The organism is Fibrobacter sp. UBA2449, assembly GCF_002342555.1.
Lineage (GTDB): Bacteria > Fibrobacterota > Fibrobacteria > Fibrobacterales > Fibrobacteraceae > Fibrobacter.
Genome location: NZ_DDQF01000016.1, coordinates 1 through 14,100 on the forward strand (window position 1 = coordinate 1; position 14,100 = coordinate 14,100).

The window sequence follows — 14,100 nt, forward strand, 5'->3', positions numbered from 1 at the left end:
GACGACGGTACGGGCTACTTCACTTTCGGTGGCGGTAGCAGCGATAGCCGCCCTGCAAATAACAACAACAACGACATCTTCAACATTTACAAGTTGAACAAGGACATGAAGGGCTTCGATGTGAGTTCCAAGACTCACCTGAAGATCGGTGGCCCGAAGGCGATGGAAGCTTCTTACATCCATAAGTACAAGGGCAACTATTACCTGTCTTACAGTACGGCAGACCTGCGTATTGCCTACGGCATGTCCAAGAACCCGATGGGCCCTTATGAATACAAGGGTATCTTCATGGGTAACCCGAACATCAACGGGCAGAACATCAACGCGAACAACAACAACCACCATGGCATTGCCGAATTCAAGGGCCACTGGTACGTTGCCTACCATGACCGCCGCATTGCGAACGGTTATGACGGCCTCGAAAAGATTCCTGCCGATGACGGCCAGGCGAATCCGGTACCCGCATACCACCGTAGCGTGAGCGTGGATGAGTTCTTCTACAACAACGACGGCACCATGAAGGAACTGACCTTCACGAAGGAAGGCCCGAAGCAGATCGAGAACTTCGATCCGTATGACTGGTACCCGGCTCTCACGAGCTCCAAGCAGAAGGGTATCCGTAGCCGTTCCAACTGGACTCCGGGCAAGGTTGCCGAACACCTGTTGCTCCCGCTTTCCACGAAGGAATCCTGGATTCGCGTGAGTGGCGTTGACTTCGGTACTGCCGCGACCGGTTTCGTGGTGCAGGCCGCAAGCACGGCTGATGGCGACAAGGTTGAAATCCACACGGGTTCTGCGACGGGTACGCTCGCCGGCACCTGCACGCTCAAGAATACCGGTAACAAGAATACCTTTGCCGAGAATTCCTGCGAAGTCACTGGCCTCAAGGGAATCGTGGAACAGGTGTTCCTCGTGTTCAAGGGCAGCAGGGATTCTACCATGGCTATCAAGGCCTGGGGCTTTGAAGGCAGCGGCACGACTCCGCCAGAACCGCAGAAGCCGTTCGGTGGCAAGGCCTGGGCTGTTCCGGGCAAGATCGAGGCCGAAAACTTCGATGAACCGGGTACGGGTCGCGGTGGCGATGTCGATTCCTACAACGAATCCGATTCCGAGAACCATGGCGATAGCGATTACCGCGATGGAACAGGCGTAGACCTGTACAAGAAGGCGACGGGTGTCATCGTGGGTTACAATACCGAAGGCGAATGGCTTGAATACACCATCAACGTGGCGAAGGAAGGCGACTACACGCTCTATGCCGCAGTTGCTGCCGCCGGTAACACCTCGAGCTTCAAGTTCTCCCTCGACGGGACGGACATTACCGAAGAAATCTCCGTGCCCGCAGCCACCGAAGGCGAGGAAAACTACGACGATTACAACAAGGTCAAGGCGAACATCAAGCTCCCCGCGGGCGAACATGTCCTGAGGCTCACGGTTGTCGGTTCCTGGTTCGATATCGACTACTTCAATATCCTCGAAGGCAAGGATGCACCGGATACGGAACCGATTGGCACGGATGCCATTGGGAAAGCCGTCACGTTCAAGGCAGTACCGTACGAAACTTACCGCGTGTTTGACCTGAAGGGCGCCATGGTCGGTAAGATCCGCCTGGACGGTGCGACTGCAGGCGAGGCCCTCCGTGCGGCAGGCTTCAACCAGGGCGTGTACATGCTCCGTTCCCTGACCGGCAACAAGAAATTCATGGTGAATACGGCAAAGTAATACCATAAAAGAGTCCCTAAACACCACACATCCAGTGATGCCTTTTCGGCATCATAAAAGTGCCCCAGGCGAGTCCCGGGGTACTTTTTTTACCCCTGCACTGAAGGTGCGCGTGCACTTAATCGCCGATGCCATAAAGCACAAACCCTGTTCCAAGCGATTATGCGCGCGTTGGGAGGGTCTTAGGGAGGGTGAGCCGTGCGAAACCCTCCCTATTTTTTATTGCCAAAACGTAAATGGAAAAATTTGTCCGGCGTGGGGAAAAGTTGCTTTTTGTGGATAAATTTATAGCGTAGGGATGGCAATGTTGTCATTTTTGGTGTAAAAAGGTGTTAAAATGAAAAAAGTTGCGACTTTTGCAGGTCTTGTCAGGACAGCCGCTTGGGTTTTTGGTTGTGGAATCCTGACACCGATGGCCATGGCGTCGACCGTGAATGTGAACCTGGATGAAGAGCATCAGGTCATTCGCGGCTTCGGCGGCATGGTCCATAACCAATGGCAGGGCGGAGGCGGACTCTCCGAAGCCGATGCCAAGCTTGCATTCGGTACGGGCGATGGCCAGATTGGCCTCAATACGCTGCGCATTCCCGTATATGCAAGCTCCAACGACTTCAACAAGGAAGTGCAGGCTGCGAAGTACGCCAAGAAATACGCTGGCGATGACTTTATCTTGTATGCAACTCCGTGGACTTCCCCGTATGCGGGGGCAAACCAGCATATGGCTTCCTCGAACTACCAGAAGTACGTGGATCACCTGAATAGCTTTACGGCCTACATGAAGAATCAGGGTGTTCCTTTGTACGCAATCTCCATCAGCAACGAACCGGACTGGTGCGGCGAATGGGCTTGCTGGAGCGCCGACGAAATCTACAACTTCACCAAGGGCTACGCCGATCAGATGCGCAAGAACGGCACCAAGGTGATTTCGACGGAATCTTTCCGCTACGACAAGAACCTTTACAACAAGGTACTGAACGATGCTTCTGCCCTCAAGAACTGGGACATTCTCGGTGCACACTTCTATGCGAGCGACAGAACGACTGGAGACAACTTCTTCCAGTATTCTTTGGCTGACCAGAAGGGCGTAGAACGCTGGATGACGGAACACTACACCGAAAGCCAGGGCAGCGGCAACTACTGGCGTACGATTACGAATACGGGTGACCAGGCGAACCAGAACAAGCGCGATACTGTGAACGCCATGGACGTGGCTTACGAAATTCACCGCGCGATGGTCGTAGGCAACTTCAATCAGTACACCTGGTGGTACATCCGCCGTTGCTACGGCCTGATCATGGAAAAGGACTTCGGCAACAAGCTCCAGGTTTCGCAGAACGAAATCGGTAAGGTCTCGAAGCGTGGTTACGTGATGAGCCAGTTCGCACGCTTTATCCGTCCGGGTGCAATCCGCGTGGGAGCGACTGACAAGCCCGAATCGAATCTGTTTGCCAGTGCCTACAAGAGTTCAGAAGGCGACTCCGTGATTGTGGTGCTCGTGAACCGCGATTACAAGAATTCCAAGACCGTAACGGTGAACGTGAAGGGTGCCGATGTGGAAACATTCCACGTGTACACCACGAGCCAGGCGAAGAATGCCAAGTATGAAGGTGAAGTCGAAGTGAAGAACGGCTCCGTGACTATCACCATGGATGCGGGTAGCTCGGAATTCAAGGACTGCATCGTGACGCTCGTGGGCGTGGGCACTCCTGCTGACCCCGTACCTCGTGAACCGTTCGGCGGCAAGGCGATTGATTTGCCGGGCAAGATCGAGGCCGAAAACTTCGACATCCCGGGTACCGGCAAGGAAAACAAGACCTATAACGAAAATGACTCCGATGATCACGGCGAGACCAACTACCGCGAAGGCACGGGTGTCGATATCTACAAGAAGGCGACCGGCTACATCGTGGGGTACAACCAGGCTGGCGAATGGCTCGAATACACGGTGAACGTGAAGGAAGCGGGCGACTATACCTTCTTTGCCGCTGTGGCATCTGCCAATGCGACTTCCGGTTTCAACATGACCCTCGATGGCAACGAGCTCACGGGCGATATCTCTGTCCCCAAAAACGATGGTGAAGAGAACTACGACGACTACAACAAGGTGCAGAAGAACGTGACGCTCCCTGCGGGTGAACATATCCTCCGCTTTACGGTGGTCGGTGACTGGATGGACGTGGACTACTTCACCTTCGTGAAGGGCAAGGACGCGGATGACCCCGAGCCGATCGGTGGCGATACTACGCCGATTGCGGGCGCGAAGTTTGCCGCGGATAACGCTCCGGTCGCTTACGGCATTTACGATGTGAACGGCATGTTCCTTGGAAAGGTCGAAGCTAGAAGCGCATCCGATGTCAAGGCGAAGACGGCGGAACTTGTCCGTAATGGCGGCATGTTCATTGCAAGGCCTGTCCGTGGCGGCAAGACGTTCAGGTTCACCTTGACGAAGTAAAAGTTTTCTTTAGATAAAATCAAGTCCCTCGGGAATGTGTTCCTGAGGGATTTTTTTTGTGACCTGGATTTGCGGGGCAAAGGCCTTTTCGGAATCTATAGCCCGGAAATCTCGACGACTTTCTTGTTGTTGGTCGACCCGATGACGACTTTCACGTCGCGCTTGTGGACTTTGTAATAGGAGGCGAGCAGTTCGCAGATGGCCTCGTTCGCGGCGCCCTCGACGGGTGGCGCCTTGACTTCGACCTTGAGGGTGCCGTCGGGTTGCGGAGTCACGCTTTCGCGCTTGCTCTTTGCGTGGACCTTGATGTTGACTCGCATGTGTTGAACGGGGAGGCTAGGCGAGGACGTTGCCTACGGGACCGAGGGGCGCGCTGGCCGGCTTGGGCTGTTCACGCTGGGGGGCGCTCCGGAGGTCGGACTGGTCGTTTTCCATGGCGGAGAGGAGTTCTTCCTGGCCGCGGATGAGGGCGCGGCAACGTATAAAGTAGTTGCTGCGGAGCTGCTTCAGCTGTTCGATTTCGGCGCGGAGGTCTTCGGCCTGTTTCTTGGTGGTCTCGACTTCGCGGACGGCCCTGGCCTTCGCTTCTGCAACAATCAGTTCGGCTTCTTTTTCGGCAGTGGCCTTCACCTCGTCGACGGTGCGCTGCATGGTGATGACGGCGTCCTGGATGGTCTTCTCGATTTGACGGTAGTAGTTTACGCGTTCTTCGGCGATTTTCAGCCGTTCGGTAAGGTCCGTCCGGTTCCTGGAAAGTTGTTCAAAGGCGTTTGCGGCCGTTTCCAAGAAGGCTTTTACCTCCTCGGCGTCGATTCCCCCGAGGGATTTCTTGTGGAAAGTCTGGTTGCGGATGTCTAGCGGAGTGAGTTCCATGGATGCCTTCCCGGATATTCTGTTTAATTCCAACTTAAAATATAATAAAAGGAGAAAAATTTTTTGGTGCTTTTTTTTCGGTTTATATTATGGAGACAAGGTTATAGATATGTTTGCTTTTTTTCGTGATTTTTGGAAGGCCCAGGACTCGGTCGAAAAGCGCCTCTTTTGGATCGTGTTCCTGGTCGAAATCGTCGTAACGGTCGCCTCCGCTGCGGTTACGTATCTTGAGGGCCAGAGTGTCTGGGGAGCCCTCGCTTGCGTCGTTTCGGGGCTCTTGCTGCTGGGTATAGGCCTTGTTTCCGTGAGGAGCCGCCGCTACGATGTCGGTTACATGGCGATGTTCTATGTGGTGGGACTGCTGCTTGTCCCGGCCATATTCTTCTTTTGCGGGGGAATCTGGAGCGGCATGCCCATGTATTGTTGCGCCGTCATGCTTGTAGACGCCGTGGCGCCGGTGAAAGCGCGGCACAAGTGGATTGCCTTCTGGATAGTCATGCTCTGGATTGCGGGCGTAATGGTTGTTTCGCTCATGGACGTGGACCTTATCCGGAAGTTCCTGAATGTGGTGCCGACGTCCATCTACGCTGTTGACGTGGTGCTTTCGTACGTCATCGTCTCCTTTGCCATCTTCTGCATCGGGACCTTTGTCGTGAACGCCTTTACCAAGGAGAGGGCCAAGACGGAATCGCTGGTAAAAAAACTCGATTACCTTTCCAAGCGCGATCCCTTGTCGGGGCTCTACAACCGCCGTTACGTTATCCAGTATTTCGAGAATATCGTCTGGCACAATAGGAGCCGTTTCTACCTGTTTATGTTCTGCGTTGACGGTTTCAGGGGTATCAACGAGGCCTATGGTCATGTCTTCGGCGACAAGGTGGTCTGCGACATCTCCGTTCTCCTGCAATCCACGGCCGACGAGGGGGAGGGCGAATGCGCGGCGCGCTATGGGGAGGATACTTTCCTCTATGTGCTGTCCTCGGATTCCGATGTGGATGCCTTCATGAAGGCGGACCAGTTCCGCGAGAGGGTGTGCGCTCTCATGTGGAAGGAATTCCCCCTCCTGAACGTGACTATTAGCGGCGGGGTCGTCTCCTGTCGTGACGACAACGAATTCGACCACGAGAGGCTCCTGAAAAAGGTGGACGACCTGCTTGACAGTATCAAGTCCCGGGGCAGGAACCAGGTTCGAAGCATGGTCGGCTAGGCCGGCCCGCTTTTCGACAATGTTAATAAAATGTTGATTAGTTGGGGAAGTCTAGGGAGTTATCCTCTCTGGCCGTTAAAAAAGGAGCCAAAGCGGCTTCCCGCCCTTGATTTGTGCAGATTTTTTGCTATTTTTGGAACTCAAAATTTTGCATTTTAAAAAGGTTTTATCATGAAAAGAACTTTCCAGCCTCACAATCGTAAGCGTGCCAACAAGCAGGGCTTCATGGCCCGCATGGAAGACCGTTGGGGTCGCGCCGTCCTGAGCCGTCGTCGTGCCAAGGGCCGCAAGCGTCTGACTGTCAGCGATTCCATCTACAAGAAGTAAGTCGGGGTGGCCTCGTGGCCGCACTGCGTTCTTACCGGCTGCCGAATCAGCCAGCCTACCGGCAAGTAGCCGTCCAGGGAAAATTCGTCCGCTCTCCGTCTTTGTCGATGCGGTGGATTGAAAGCCCGGACGGTTCTTGTCGTTTTTGCTTTTTGGCCAAAAAGAAGAACGGGAATGCGGTTTACCGCAACCGTTGCCGCAGGATCCTGCGTCCTCTCTTCTTCGGGATGATTCCCGCGATAGAAAAGCCCGTGTGGGCGATGGTCATCGTGAACGATAGTTCCGAAACGATGACTGCCGAGAGGCTTCGGGAATCTGCGGCCAAGATATTCCGCAAAATGGAATGGGGTGCGGCAGGGAATGCGGAAGGTTCTGGAGAAGGTTAGCTGGGCGTTTTCGCAGGTGCTCATCGCGCCGATCCGCCTCTACCAGTTGATCCACCCGTATTTCTTCCACGGGGTGTGCCGGTTCCGGCCGACATGTTCGCAGTATGCAATCGAGGCGATCCGCATTCACGGCCCCTTCAAAGGTTTCTATCTTGCGGTTTTTAGAGTTTTGAGATGCAACCCCTTCTGCAAGGGCGGCTACGACCCGGTGCCGCCTAGAAAGGAAAAGAGATGAACAAGAATACGATTATTGGCTCCATCCTCATGGCGGTGATTGTCATTTGGTGGATGACTATGAATTCCGCAAATGCCGAGGCACAGGCCAAGGCGAAGGCCGAAGCCCAGGCGAAAGCGGCTGCCGCCCAGGTCGAAAGCGCCCAGAATGGCGCCTCCGAACTGGTTCTTCCCGCGGCCGCACCGGAGGAGAAGGCTCCTCCCGTACTCGGCGCCGTTCAAGACGATTCCGCCAAGGCTTCTGACGCTGTGGCGTCCGACTCTGCGACCGCAGCAGCCGACAGCGCCGCTCCGGTGGTACCCGCGGTTGCTCCGCGTACCGTGACCGTCGAGACGAACAAGTTCATCATGACGCTTTCCAACAAGGGCGGCAAGGTGCAGAGCGTCATCGTGAAGGCGCTGAAGGATACCGCCGGCAACTATCCCGAACTCATCCAGGATACGGCGCTCGGCGCCCTCGACCTGAAACTCGGAGCCGCCGACCTGACCGACGCCCTCTTTGCGGTGGACGCTCCCGAATGGATTGTGGTGGATTCCGATACGAGCGTGCAGTTCACGTTCACGGATGCGAACGGCAATAAGGTTATCCGCAGCTACGGCTTTACGAAGGATGGGGCCGCCGTGCGCCAGGTGAATCGCTTTGTCGGGTTCAAGCCTGCCGCCTACGAACTTTCCTGGAAGGGCGGCATGAGGGAAACCGAGGCTATCCCGAAGGGCAAGAGCCTTGGCGGTGCAAGCTACTTCTTCAGCGAAGTCATCTACAGGGATAACGAGATGACCGAACGAGAAACGTTCTCCGATGCGATGACGTTCGACGATGCGAACTACTACTGGGTGGGCATGCGCCGCAAGTATGTCGCCATGTCGGTCCAGTTCGACAAGCCTGTCCCTGCCAAGGTGAACGCGAAGCATGTCGAGGTCCCGACCGAAGCGAATACGGATCCGGGGACCTACAGGCTCACTATCGCGGACGAGACCCGCGGCGCAGATTCCGTGGCCTACAGTTTCATGGTGCTCCCGCTCCAGTGGGACGAAGTCGAATCGCTCGGTCAGGGCTACGAGAAGGTAATCGTGACGGGTTCCAAGTGGTTCCCCGGTTCCAGCGTCTGGTTCGTGTGGATTTGCAAGTGGCTCCTGAAACTCCTCAAGTTCTTCTATGGCCTTATCCCGAACTACGGCGTGGCGATTATCCTTATCACGTTCGTGGTGCGTGGCCTTACGACTCCGTTCATGGTGAAGCAGATCAAGTCTACCCGCGGTATGGCTTCGCTCAAGCCGCAGCTGGACGAAATAAACGTGAAGTACAGGACCGATCCGCAGAAGAAGCAGGCTGCGATTATGGAACTCTATGCGAAGAACGGCGTGAATCCGCTTTCGAGCTGCACGGGCGGTTGCCTCCCGATGCTCATCCAGATGCCGATTTTCATGAGCCTCTTCTTTGTGCTCGGCCGTGCCATGGAACTGCGTGGCATGCCCGCCTTCCTCTGGATTAGCGACCTCAGCCGTAGCGATGTGGTGTGGAGCGGATTCTCTATCCCGTTCATCATGCCGTCCGGCCTTGCAATTCTTCCGTGGATCATGGTCGCGACGACCTATTTCCAGACAAAGGTGACGATGAGCTCCAGTGCCGGCATGGATCCTGCACAGCAGAAGATGATGGTGTGGATGATGCCTGCGATGATGTTCCTGTTCAGTGCCGTGATGCCTTCGGGTCTCGTGCTCTACTGGATTGTCGGCAATATCTGGAGCATTATCCAGTACAAGGTTATCCACAAGAAGATGGACGCCCCTGCCACCGTTTCTGACAAGCTAAAAGGCAAGGACGTGAAAGACGCCGAAATCGTCAGGAAGAAATAAATGAACAGTGCGCCGGCCGGCGCACTGTTTTTTCGGCGCCTTCATTGACATCCGATAGTGAATAATCTAATTTACGGACATGAAGAAAATCATGTCCATAATTTTTTTGTGTGCGGGCTTCGCCCTTTGCGATGAGATTGCGGAAGAATCTTCTGCCGATGTTGTGGAAAATGCTGCAACCGAAACGGCGGCAGTGGAAAATCAGACACAGGCGCTAGCTCCGACAGAAAAAACGGAATTGGGCTCGAGGTTCCGGGCCTTCGGTGAAATCGGTGCCGTGATTTTCGGTGCAGGCGTGCGCTACTACATGAACGAACCCAGGACGTTCTACGTGCAGGGTAGCCTTCAGTACGACGCCTTCGTTGCTTCCTTTATTCGAATTCCGGTACTCTTTTACTTGGGCGGAACCCATTGGCATGGGATTGTCGGTTTGACGATTAACATTGCCGATAACTACAAGACCGGGCAACTGGTGCATGCTGCCGCTGGTATCAACTACGATATCAACCGCCATGTCGGAATTAACATAAAGGTTCTTTCTCCGCTCAGTTGGCCCTCGGAAGTTCCCGTCTCCCCGTCTATTGGAGTACAGCTGGCTTATTAAAAATAAAGTCGCGCAAAATCCTGTGACTTTGTATACACGATTCCTGCAAGGCAAAAATTGCCTGTTTTATTTTATCCGAAACAAATTATATTTTGGCCAGTGAAGTGGTGCCCCAAGGTTCAATTATTGCCTGATTGAAAGCAATAACACGCTAGAATTAGATACTACGGTTACCTGGACTCTGGAATATACTCGATATGAGGGGAAACAGGAGGAGAAAGATTCCATCCAGGTAACCACTTTGTTTAAAGTAAAGTGACGGGCTACTTGTACTCGTCGCCTTCGAGCGGCCTGCCGAGCAGCTTGTACTTGGCCTTGATGGCCGTGCGCAGCAGCGGCCACCCGAACTTGTCGAAAGCGCCTTCCCATACGAGGTCGGCCTTGTGCTTTACGCTGGAATCCACCGGTGCGGGCAGCCACTCTTCCTTGAAGTCCGGCGCGAGTCCGGCCTGCTTGACGAGCGATGCGTAGTCGGTGTTGAGCGCGTCCTTGGCGCCCATGCGGATAAAGTGCTTTTTCTCGTCGAAACTGAAACGGCGCTGCAGGAGCTTGCGCTTGATGAAGCCCTGTTCGAGCAGTTCCCCGTATGCAAATATCGGATTGCGATCCGTCGGGAAGAGGGCTTCCATGCGGACTTCTGCTTCGATAAACTTTTCGCTCAATCCCACTTCCATGTGGCGGACTGTCGCTTCGAAACTTTCCTGCTCGGGAGTTTCGAACAGGTGCATGAAGAATGCGCCGAGGGCGGGTTGTTTCAGATAAAGGAAGAACGATTGCAGGTGCGGACAGAACTCATCACTCCGGGTGAGCGAGACTACATCGGCGTTACTTCTTTCCGCTTCGGCGAAGAACTTCTCGAAGTTGTCCTGGAAGTAGACGATGGAATCGTTCAGCACGAGGAGACGGTCAAGGCTGCCCATGGCGCTCTGCGTGCCGTTGGCTACCGGGCTGTTCACCTTGAGCTTGAGATAGCGGTGCCACATACCGAAATCGAACCCGTGATTTTGCGTGAGGAACAGCTCGATATCGTTGTCGGCGATAAATTCGAGCGATTCCTGCGAGAATTCACGCTCGTTTGTCAGAAGCACGACATGGAAATCGGTTCTCGCGAGATGCGAAAGTGCAAAGCGGACGTAGCCGGGAAGGTCTTTCCCGGTCTGGTAGCTTGCATAGAGCGCGATTTTCTTGTAGCTAGACATCCTACTCCTTGCATCTGCGGTTATCTTCTGCCGCTTCTGCCCCTGCCTCCGCGCTTGCCTGCGAGCTTTTCGCCGAAAGCCTTGGGACCTTTGGCGCCCTTGGTCTTGCGCGGTTTGCTTGCGACATGGAAGTTGTCGTCGTCGCGGTTTCGGGCTCCGCGTCCACCACGGTTGCGGTGTCCGCGTGCCGAGATATATTCCGGGGCGTCGTCATCGAAGTCGCGGTCGTCGTCGGGCTGGCTCACGTACCCGAGGGCTTCCGCCGCGGCGGCGCGGTCAGCGCGTTCATGAACGTCGCGGTTGCGGTAGTCGTTGTAATCGTCGCGAGATTCACCCTGACGGCGGCGCTTCTTCGGTTCGCTAGAGAGTTTTTCGATAATGCTGAAGTCCGCCTGACCGCGCAGCGGGTCTACCCGCAAAAGGCGCACCAGCACCTTGTCGCCGCGCCGGAACGTACGCCCGCTCTTCTTGCCAAAAGCGAGTCCCTGATCTGGGTTGAATACGTAGAAGTCATCGCCGGCAATGTCGCGGAAACGCACCAGGCCTTCGGCAATCGGGTCTGCGATAGAAACGTAGATACCCCATTCCTCGATGCCCGTGACGGTTGCCTCGAAGTCGTCGCCAATGTGGCTCTTCAAAATCCAGCAGCTGCACACCTTGATGGCAATGCGTTCGATTTTCTGGTTCTTGACTTCATTTGCCGAAATCAAGTCGCAAACTTCAATCACGCTGTTCTTGCGTTCGGCGGTAATTTCCTTGCCCTTGCGTGCGAGTTCACGGTGGCACCACAAGTCGGCGTAACGGCGAATCGGGCTCGTAAAGTGGGCGTAATCCTGCCAGTTCAGCGCGAAGTGGCCGAAGCTGTTGCTGTCGTAATGCGCCTTCTGCATGCTGCGTAGAATGCGGTTGGTCAAAGTCTCGTCGCCCTGGGCGCGCTTCACCAAATGTTCGTACAGCTTGAATGCCGTCGGGTTCAGGTTCGTGTCGCCGCTGCGGGGCTTGCCCAGGTCGCGCAACATCACCGGAGAATCCTTGAACAGGTCCGGGTACATGTAGTACAATTCCATGATGTCCTTGGTGTCCGGCGCCTCGTGGATACGGTAAATGCCCTGGAGCTTGCGTTTCTTGAGTTCCTTCGCGCAGCAGTTGTTTGCGATGAGCATGCATTCTTCCACCCACGAATTTGATTCGTCGGTTACGCGCGGGTAAATCTTTTCCGGTTCTCCCTTTTCGTTGAACTTGCAGCCGAATTCGGTGCTCTGGAATTCCAGCAGGCCATCCTTGGTGCGGTTCTGCTTCAAAAGCGCCGTCACCTCGGCGAGCGCCTTGATATCGTCGTCGCCGTTCTTCATCATTTCCATTGCCTGCTCGTAGGTGATGGACTTGGTAATCTTCACGATACTGCGGTGGAAATCCCAGCTGAGCACGTTCGCGTGCTTGTCGAGTTCCATCATGCAGGTGAATGCGCAGCGGTCCACGCCCTGGTGCAAGCTACAAACATTGCTCGAAAGCTTGTCCGGGAGCATCGGCACGGCGGTCCACGGCAGGTACTGCGTGTAGCTCCTTTCCAAAGCCTCTTCGTCGAGTTCGCTCCCTTCGGGTACGTAGTAGCTCACGTCGGCAATGTGCACGCCCAGCCTGTAGCCCTTTGCGGTGCGTTCCACGCTAATGGCGTCGTCGTGGTCCATGGCGCCATCGGGGTCGATACAGAGAATCGTGAGCTGCCTGTAATCCACGCGGCCCTTGAAGTCCTTGCCGCACGGTTCCTTGACGCTGTCCACATATTTCTTGATGGCGGGGCTGAAGTCTTTGGGCAAGTTCGCGTCTTCCATGAACTTGGTTTTGACTTCGTCCCAGCTGATGTTCATGGCTTCGGCGGTGCGGTCGACCTTTGCCAAGTAGCTGTGCTTGAGTTTCGGGTGCGGGTACAGCGTAAAGCTGATGGTTTCGCCTTCCTTGCCCGGAGCCTGCCTGCGGTGGCACATCTCGTACACCTTGCCGGTTTCGAGTTCGTGCACTTCCCATTCTTCTTCGCCCGTCTGGTGCAAAATTCCGCGCTTCACGCGGGTTTCGTTTTCCTTGCCCGTCTGCCTGCGGCTGCGGGCGCCAAGGCGGCGGTTGTCTTCGGGGTACTGTTCCGCAATCTTCTTCACGCGTTTTTCGCGTTTTTCTTCGACGCTTTCGCCATCGCCCAGCTGGTATTCCTTGTGGCTGGTACGCTTCAAAAGCCCGCGGTCCACCATGTCGGCGAGCAGTTGCTTGAATGCCATCTTCTGCTTTTTCGGGAGGCCGAGCGCGCTGCGCAGGCGGCTTCCGACCATCGGTTCGTCGCGCAGAATTGCAATAATCTGATCTTCACTAGGTAAATGCTGTGCCATTTTAGGCCTCCTTTGCGCCGGTATCGGCGTCTAAATTCTTTTGGGCAATTTCTTGCTGCTTGTACGGCAATGCGGATTCGATTAGGTCGTGCATCTCGTCTCGCAAGTCGTTCATGGGTGTGTTCTCGAAACTTTCGGGTGTCTGGAGCGGGTGGACGACAATGCGGACTACGCCCGGATTCATGGTCCACTTCACCTTCGGGAGACATTCGCTGGTGCCGATGAGCGTTATGGGCAGCAGGGGAAGCTTGTTGTCCTTGGCCATACGGAAGATGCCGTTCTGGAACTTGAACATGCGGCCGTCCTCGCTGCGGTGGCCTTCGGGGAAAACGGCGATGTTGTACTTGTCATCGAGGCGCTTCCGGACGAGTTTGCCCATGCCGGCATTCATGCGCGGGTTCTTGTGCACGGGAATGCAGCCGATGCTGTTGAGTACCCAGCCGAATACCGGGGCTTTCCAGAGGGCGGCCTTCGCGATGAAGGCGGTGTTGCCGAGTGCGGGCCAGATGACGTTGATATCGAGAAAACTCGCGTGGTTCGCGACGATGATGAATCCCCTTTCCTTGGGAATGTTCTCCTTGCCTTCAACGACAATCTTGATTCCGAACAACTTGAAGATGACATTCTTGAAATAGAAACTGCAGACGTTCGTGATTTCGGATTTGCGTCCGCAGATACTCTTGTAGATGATATAGGGCGTTCCGAGAATGATCATCCCGGTGAATATGGTGAGGTAGTAAAGAATAGCGCGAACGAATCCCATAAAAACCTGTAGGTTGGTAAATCCTTCCATAATGTATATTTTTTAAGGCGAGCGAAACATTAAATTCAAAATTTAATGCGATATAAGCAAAAAGACAG

At 54.8% G+C, this 14,100-nt stretch carries 13 protein-coding genes; 8 read left to right on the forward strand and 5 right to left on the reverse strand.

Features of this window, described 5'->3' with window-relative positions; all coding sequences use genetic code 11:
- Both B4B27_RS10020 and B4B27_RS10025 read left to right on the forward strand, forming a co-directional pair.
- Positions 1–1,722, forward strand: a 1,722-nt coding sequence (locus B4B27_RS10020; RefSeq protein WP_290726158.1) for a carbohydrate-binding protein, incomplete at its 5' end; no start/stop codon positions are given.
- 337 nt (positions 1,723–2,059) lie between these two features.
- Entirely contained in the window at positions 2,060–4,174 is a 2,115-nt protein-coding gene (locus B4B27_RS10025) for a carbohydrate-binding protein (protein ID WP_290726159.1), read from the forward strand.
- 95 nt (positions 4,175–4,269) lie between these two features.
- On the opposite strand, the gene B4B27_RS10030 is transcribed toward B4B27_RS10025, so the two are convergent.
- Entirely contained in the window at positions 4,270–4,494 is a 225-nt protein-coding gene (locus B4B27_RS10030; protein WP_173382192.1) for a DUF167 domain-containing protein, read from the reverse strand.
- Positions 4,495–4,510: 16 nt separating this feature from the next.
- Complete coding sequence (locus tag B4B27_RS10035; protein ID WP_173382193.1) at positions 4,511–5,047, reverse strand: DivIVA domain-containing protein; 537 nt, start codon at positions 5,045–5,047, stop codon at positions 4,511–4,513.
- 109 nt (positions 5,048–5,156) lie between these two features.
- Between B4B27_RS10035 and B4B27_RS10040 the strand changes: the two genes are divergently transcribed.
- The 6 genes from B4B27_RS10040 to B4B27_RS10065 all read left to right on the forward strand — a co-directional run bounded on the left by B4B27_RS10040 (position 5,157) and on the right by B4B27_RS10065 (position 9,662).
- The gene (locus B4B27_RS10040; protein ID WP_290726160.1) at positions 5,157–6,254 is read left to right on the forward strand and encodes a GGDEF domain-containing protein; all 1,098 of its coding nucleotides are present in this window, start codon (positions 5,157–5,159) and stop codon (positions 6,252–6,254) included.
- 171 nt (positions 6,255–6,425) lie between these two features.
- Complete coding sequence (rpmH, locus tag B4B27_RS10045; RefSeq protein ID WP_173366331.1) at positions 6,426–6,581, forward strand: 50S ribosomal protein L34; 156 nt, start codon at positions 6,426–6,428, stop codon at positions 6,579–6,581.
- A 14-nt stretch (positions 6,582–6,595) separates the two neighbouring features.
- Positions 6,596–6,967, forward strand: coding sequence for a ribonuclease P protein component (locus tag B4B27_RS10050; protein WP_290726161.1), 372 nt, complete (start codon positions 6,596–6,598; stop codon positions 6,965–6,967).
- Positions 6,942–7,202: a membrane protein insertion efficiency factor YidD gene (gene yidD, locus B4B27_RS10055; protein ID WP_173382195.1), complete on the forward strand. Its 261-nt coding sequence runs from the start codon at positions 6,942–6,944 to the stop codon at positions 7,200–7,202. Before B4B27_RS10050 ends, yidD begins: the two co-directional genes overlap by 26 nt.
- Entirely contained in the window at positions 7,199–9,058 is a 1,860-nt protein-coding gene (locus B4B27_RS10060; RefSeq protein ID WP_290726164.1) for a YidC/Oxa1 family insertase periplasmic-domain containing protein, read from the forward strand. The genes yidD and B4B27_RS10060 overlap by 4 nt, the downstream gene beginning before the upstream one ends.
- 91 nt (positions 9,059–9,149) lie before the next feature.
- Positions 9,150–9,662 (forward strand): hypothetical protein, encoded by a 513-nt coding sequence (locus B4B27_RS10065; RefSeq protein WP_290726166.1) that lies wholly within the window; start codon positions 9,150–9,152, stop codon positions 9,660–9,662.
- 263 nt (positions 9,663–9,925) lie between these two features.
- Here the strand turns inward: B4B27_RS10065 and B4B27_RS10070 are convergent, their stop codons facing one another.
- Genes B4B27_RS10070 through B4B27_RS10080 form a run of 3 tightly spaced genes read right to left on the reverse strand, consistent with a single transcriptional unit; the run spans position 9,926 to position 14,032 of the window.
- A complete protein-coding gene (locus B4B27_RS10070; RefSeq protein WP_290726168.1) occupies positions 9,926–10,861 on the reverse strand; it encodes a hypothetical protein in 936 nt (311 codons plus the stop codon).
- A 20-nt stretch (positions 10,862–10,881) separates the two neighbouring features.
- A complete protein-coding gene (locus B4B27_RS10075; RefSeq protein ID WP_290726170.1) occupies positions 10,882–13,239 on the reverse strand; it encodes a ribonuclease R family protein in 2,358 nt (785 codons plus the stop codon).
- Position 13,240: 1 nt separating this feature from the next.
- Positions 13,241–14,032, reverse strand: coding sequence for a lysophospholipid acyltransferase family protein (locus tag B4B27_RS10080; protein ID WP_290726172.1), 792 nt, complete (start codon positions 14,030–14,032; stop codon positions 13,241–13,243).
- Positions 14,033–14,100: the final 68 nt, after the last annotated feature.

Excerpts from the sequence above, each read along its gene's own strand:
- B4B27_RS10025 (WP_290726159.1), top strand. The coding sequence starts at position 2,060 with ATGAAAAAAGTTGCGACTTTTGCAGGTCTTGTCAGGACAGCCGCTTGG.
- B4B27_RS10035 (WP_173382193.1), bottom strand. The coding sequence starts at position 5,047 with ATGGAACTCACTCCGCTAGACATCCGCAACCAGACTTTCCACAAGAAA.
- yidD (WP_173382195.1), top strand. The coding sequence starts at position 6,942 with ATGCGGAAGGTTCTGGAGAAGGTTAGCTGGGCGTTTTCGCAGGTGCTC.
- B4B27_RS10065 (WP_290726166.1), top strand. The coding sequence starts at position 9,150 with ATGTCCATAATTTTTTTGTGTGCGGGCTTCGCCCTTTGCGATGAGATT.
- rpmH (WP_173366331.1), top strand. The coding sequence starts at position 6,426 with ATGAAAAGAACTTTCCAGCCTCACAATCGTAAGCGTGCCAACAAGCAG.
- B4B27_RS10070 (WP_290726168.1), bottom strand. The coding sequence starts at position 10,861 with ATGTCTAGCTACAAGAAAATCGCGCTCTATGCAAGCTACCAGACCGGG.
- B4B27_RS10075 (WP_290726170.1), bottom strand. The coding sequence starts at position 13,239 with ATGGCACAGCATTTACCTAGTGAAGATCAGATTATTGCAATTCTGCGC.
- B4B27_RS10040 (WP_290726160.1), top strand. The coding sequence starts at position 5,157 with ATGTTTGCTTTTTTTCGTGATTTTTGGAAGGCCCAGGACTCGGTCGAA.
- B4B27_RS10030 (WP_173382192.1), bottom strand. The coding sequence starts at position 4,494 with ATGCGAGTCAACATCAAGGTCCACGCAAAGAGCAAGCGCGAAAGCGTG.
- B4B27_RS10060 (WP_290726164.1), top strand. The coding sequence starts at position 7,199 with ATGAACAAGAATACGATTATTGGCTCCATCCTCATGGCGGTGATTGTC.
- B4B27_RS10080 (WP_290726172.1), bottom strand. The coding sequence starts at position 14,032 with ATGGAAGGATTTACCAACCTACAGGTTTTTATGGGATTCGTTCGCGCT.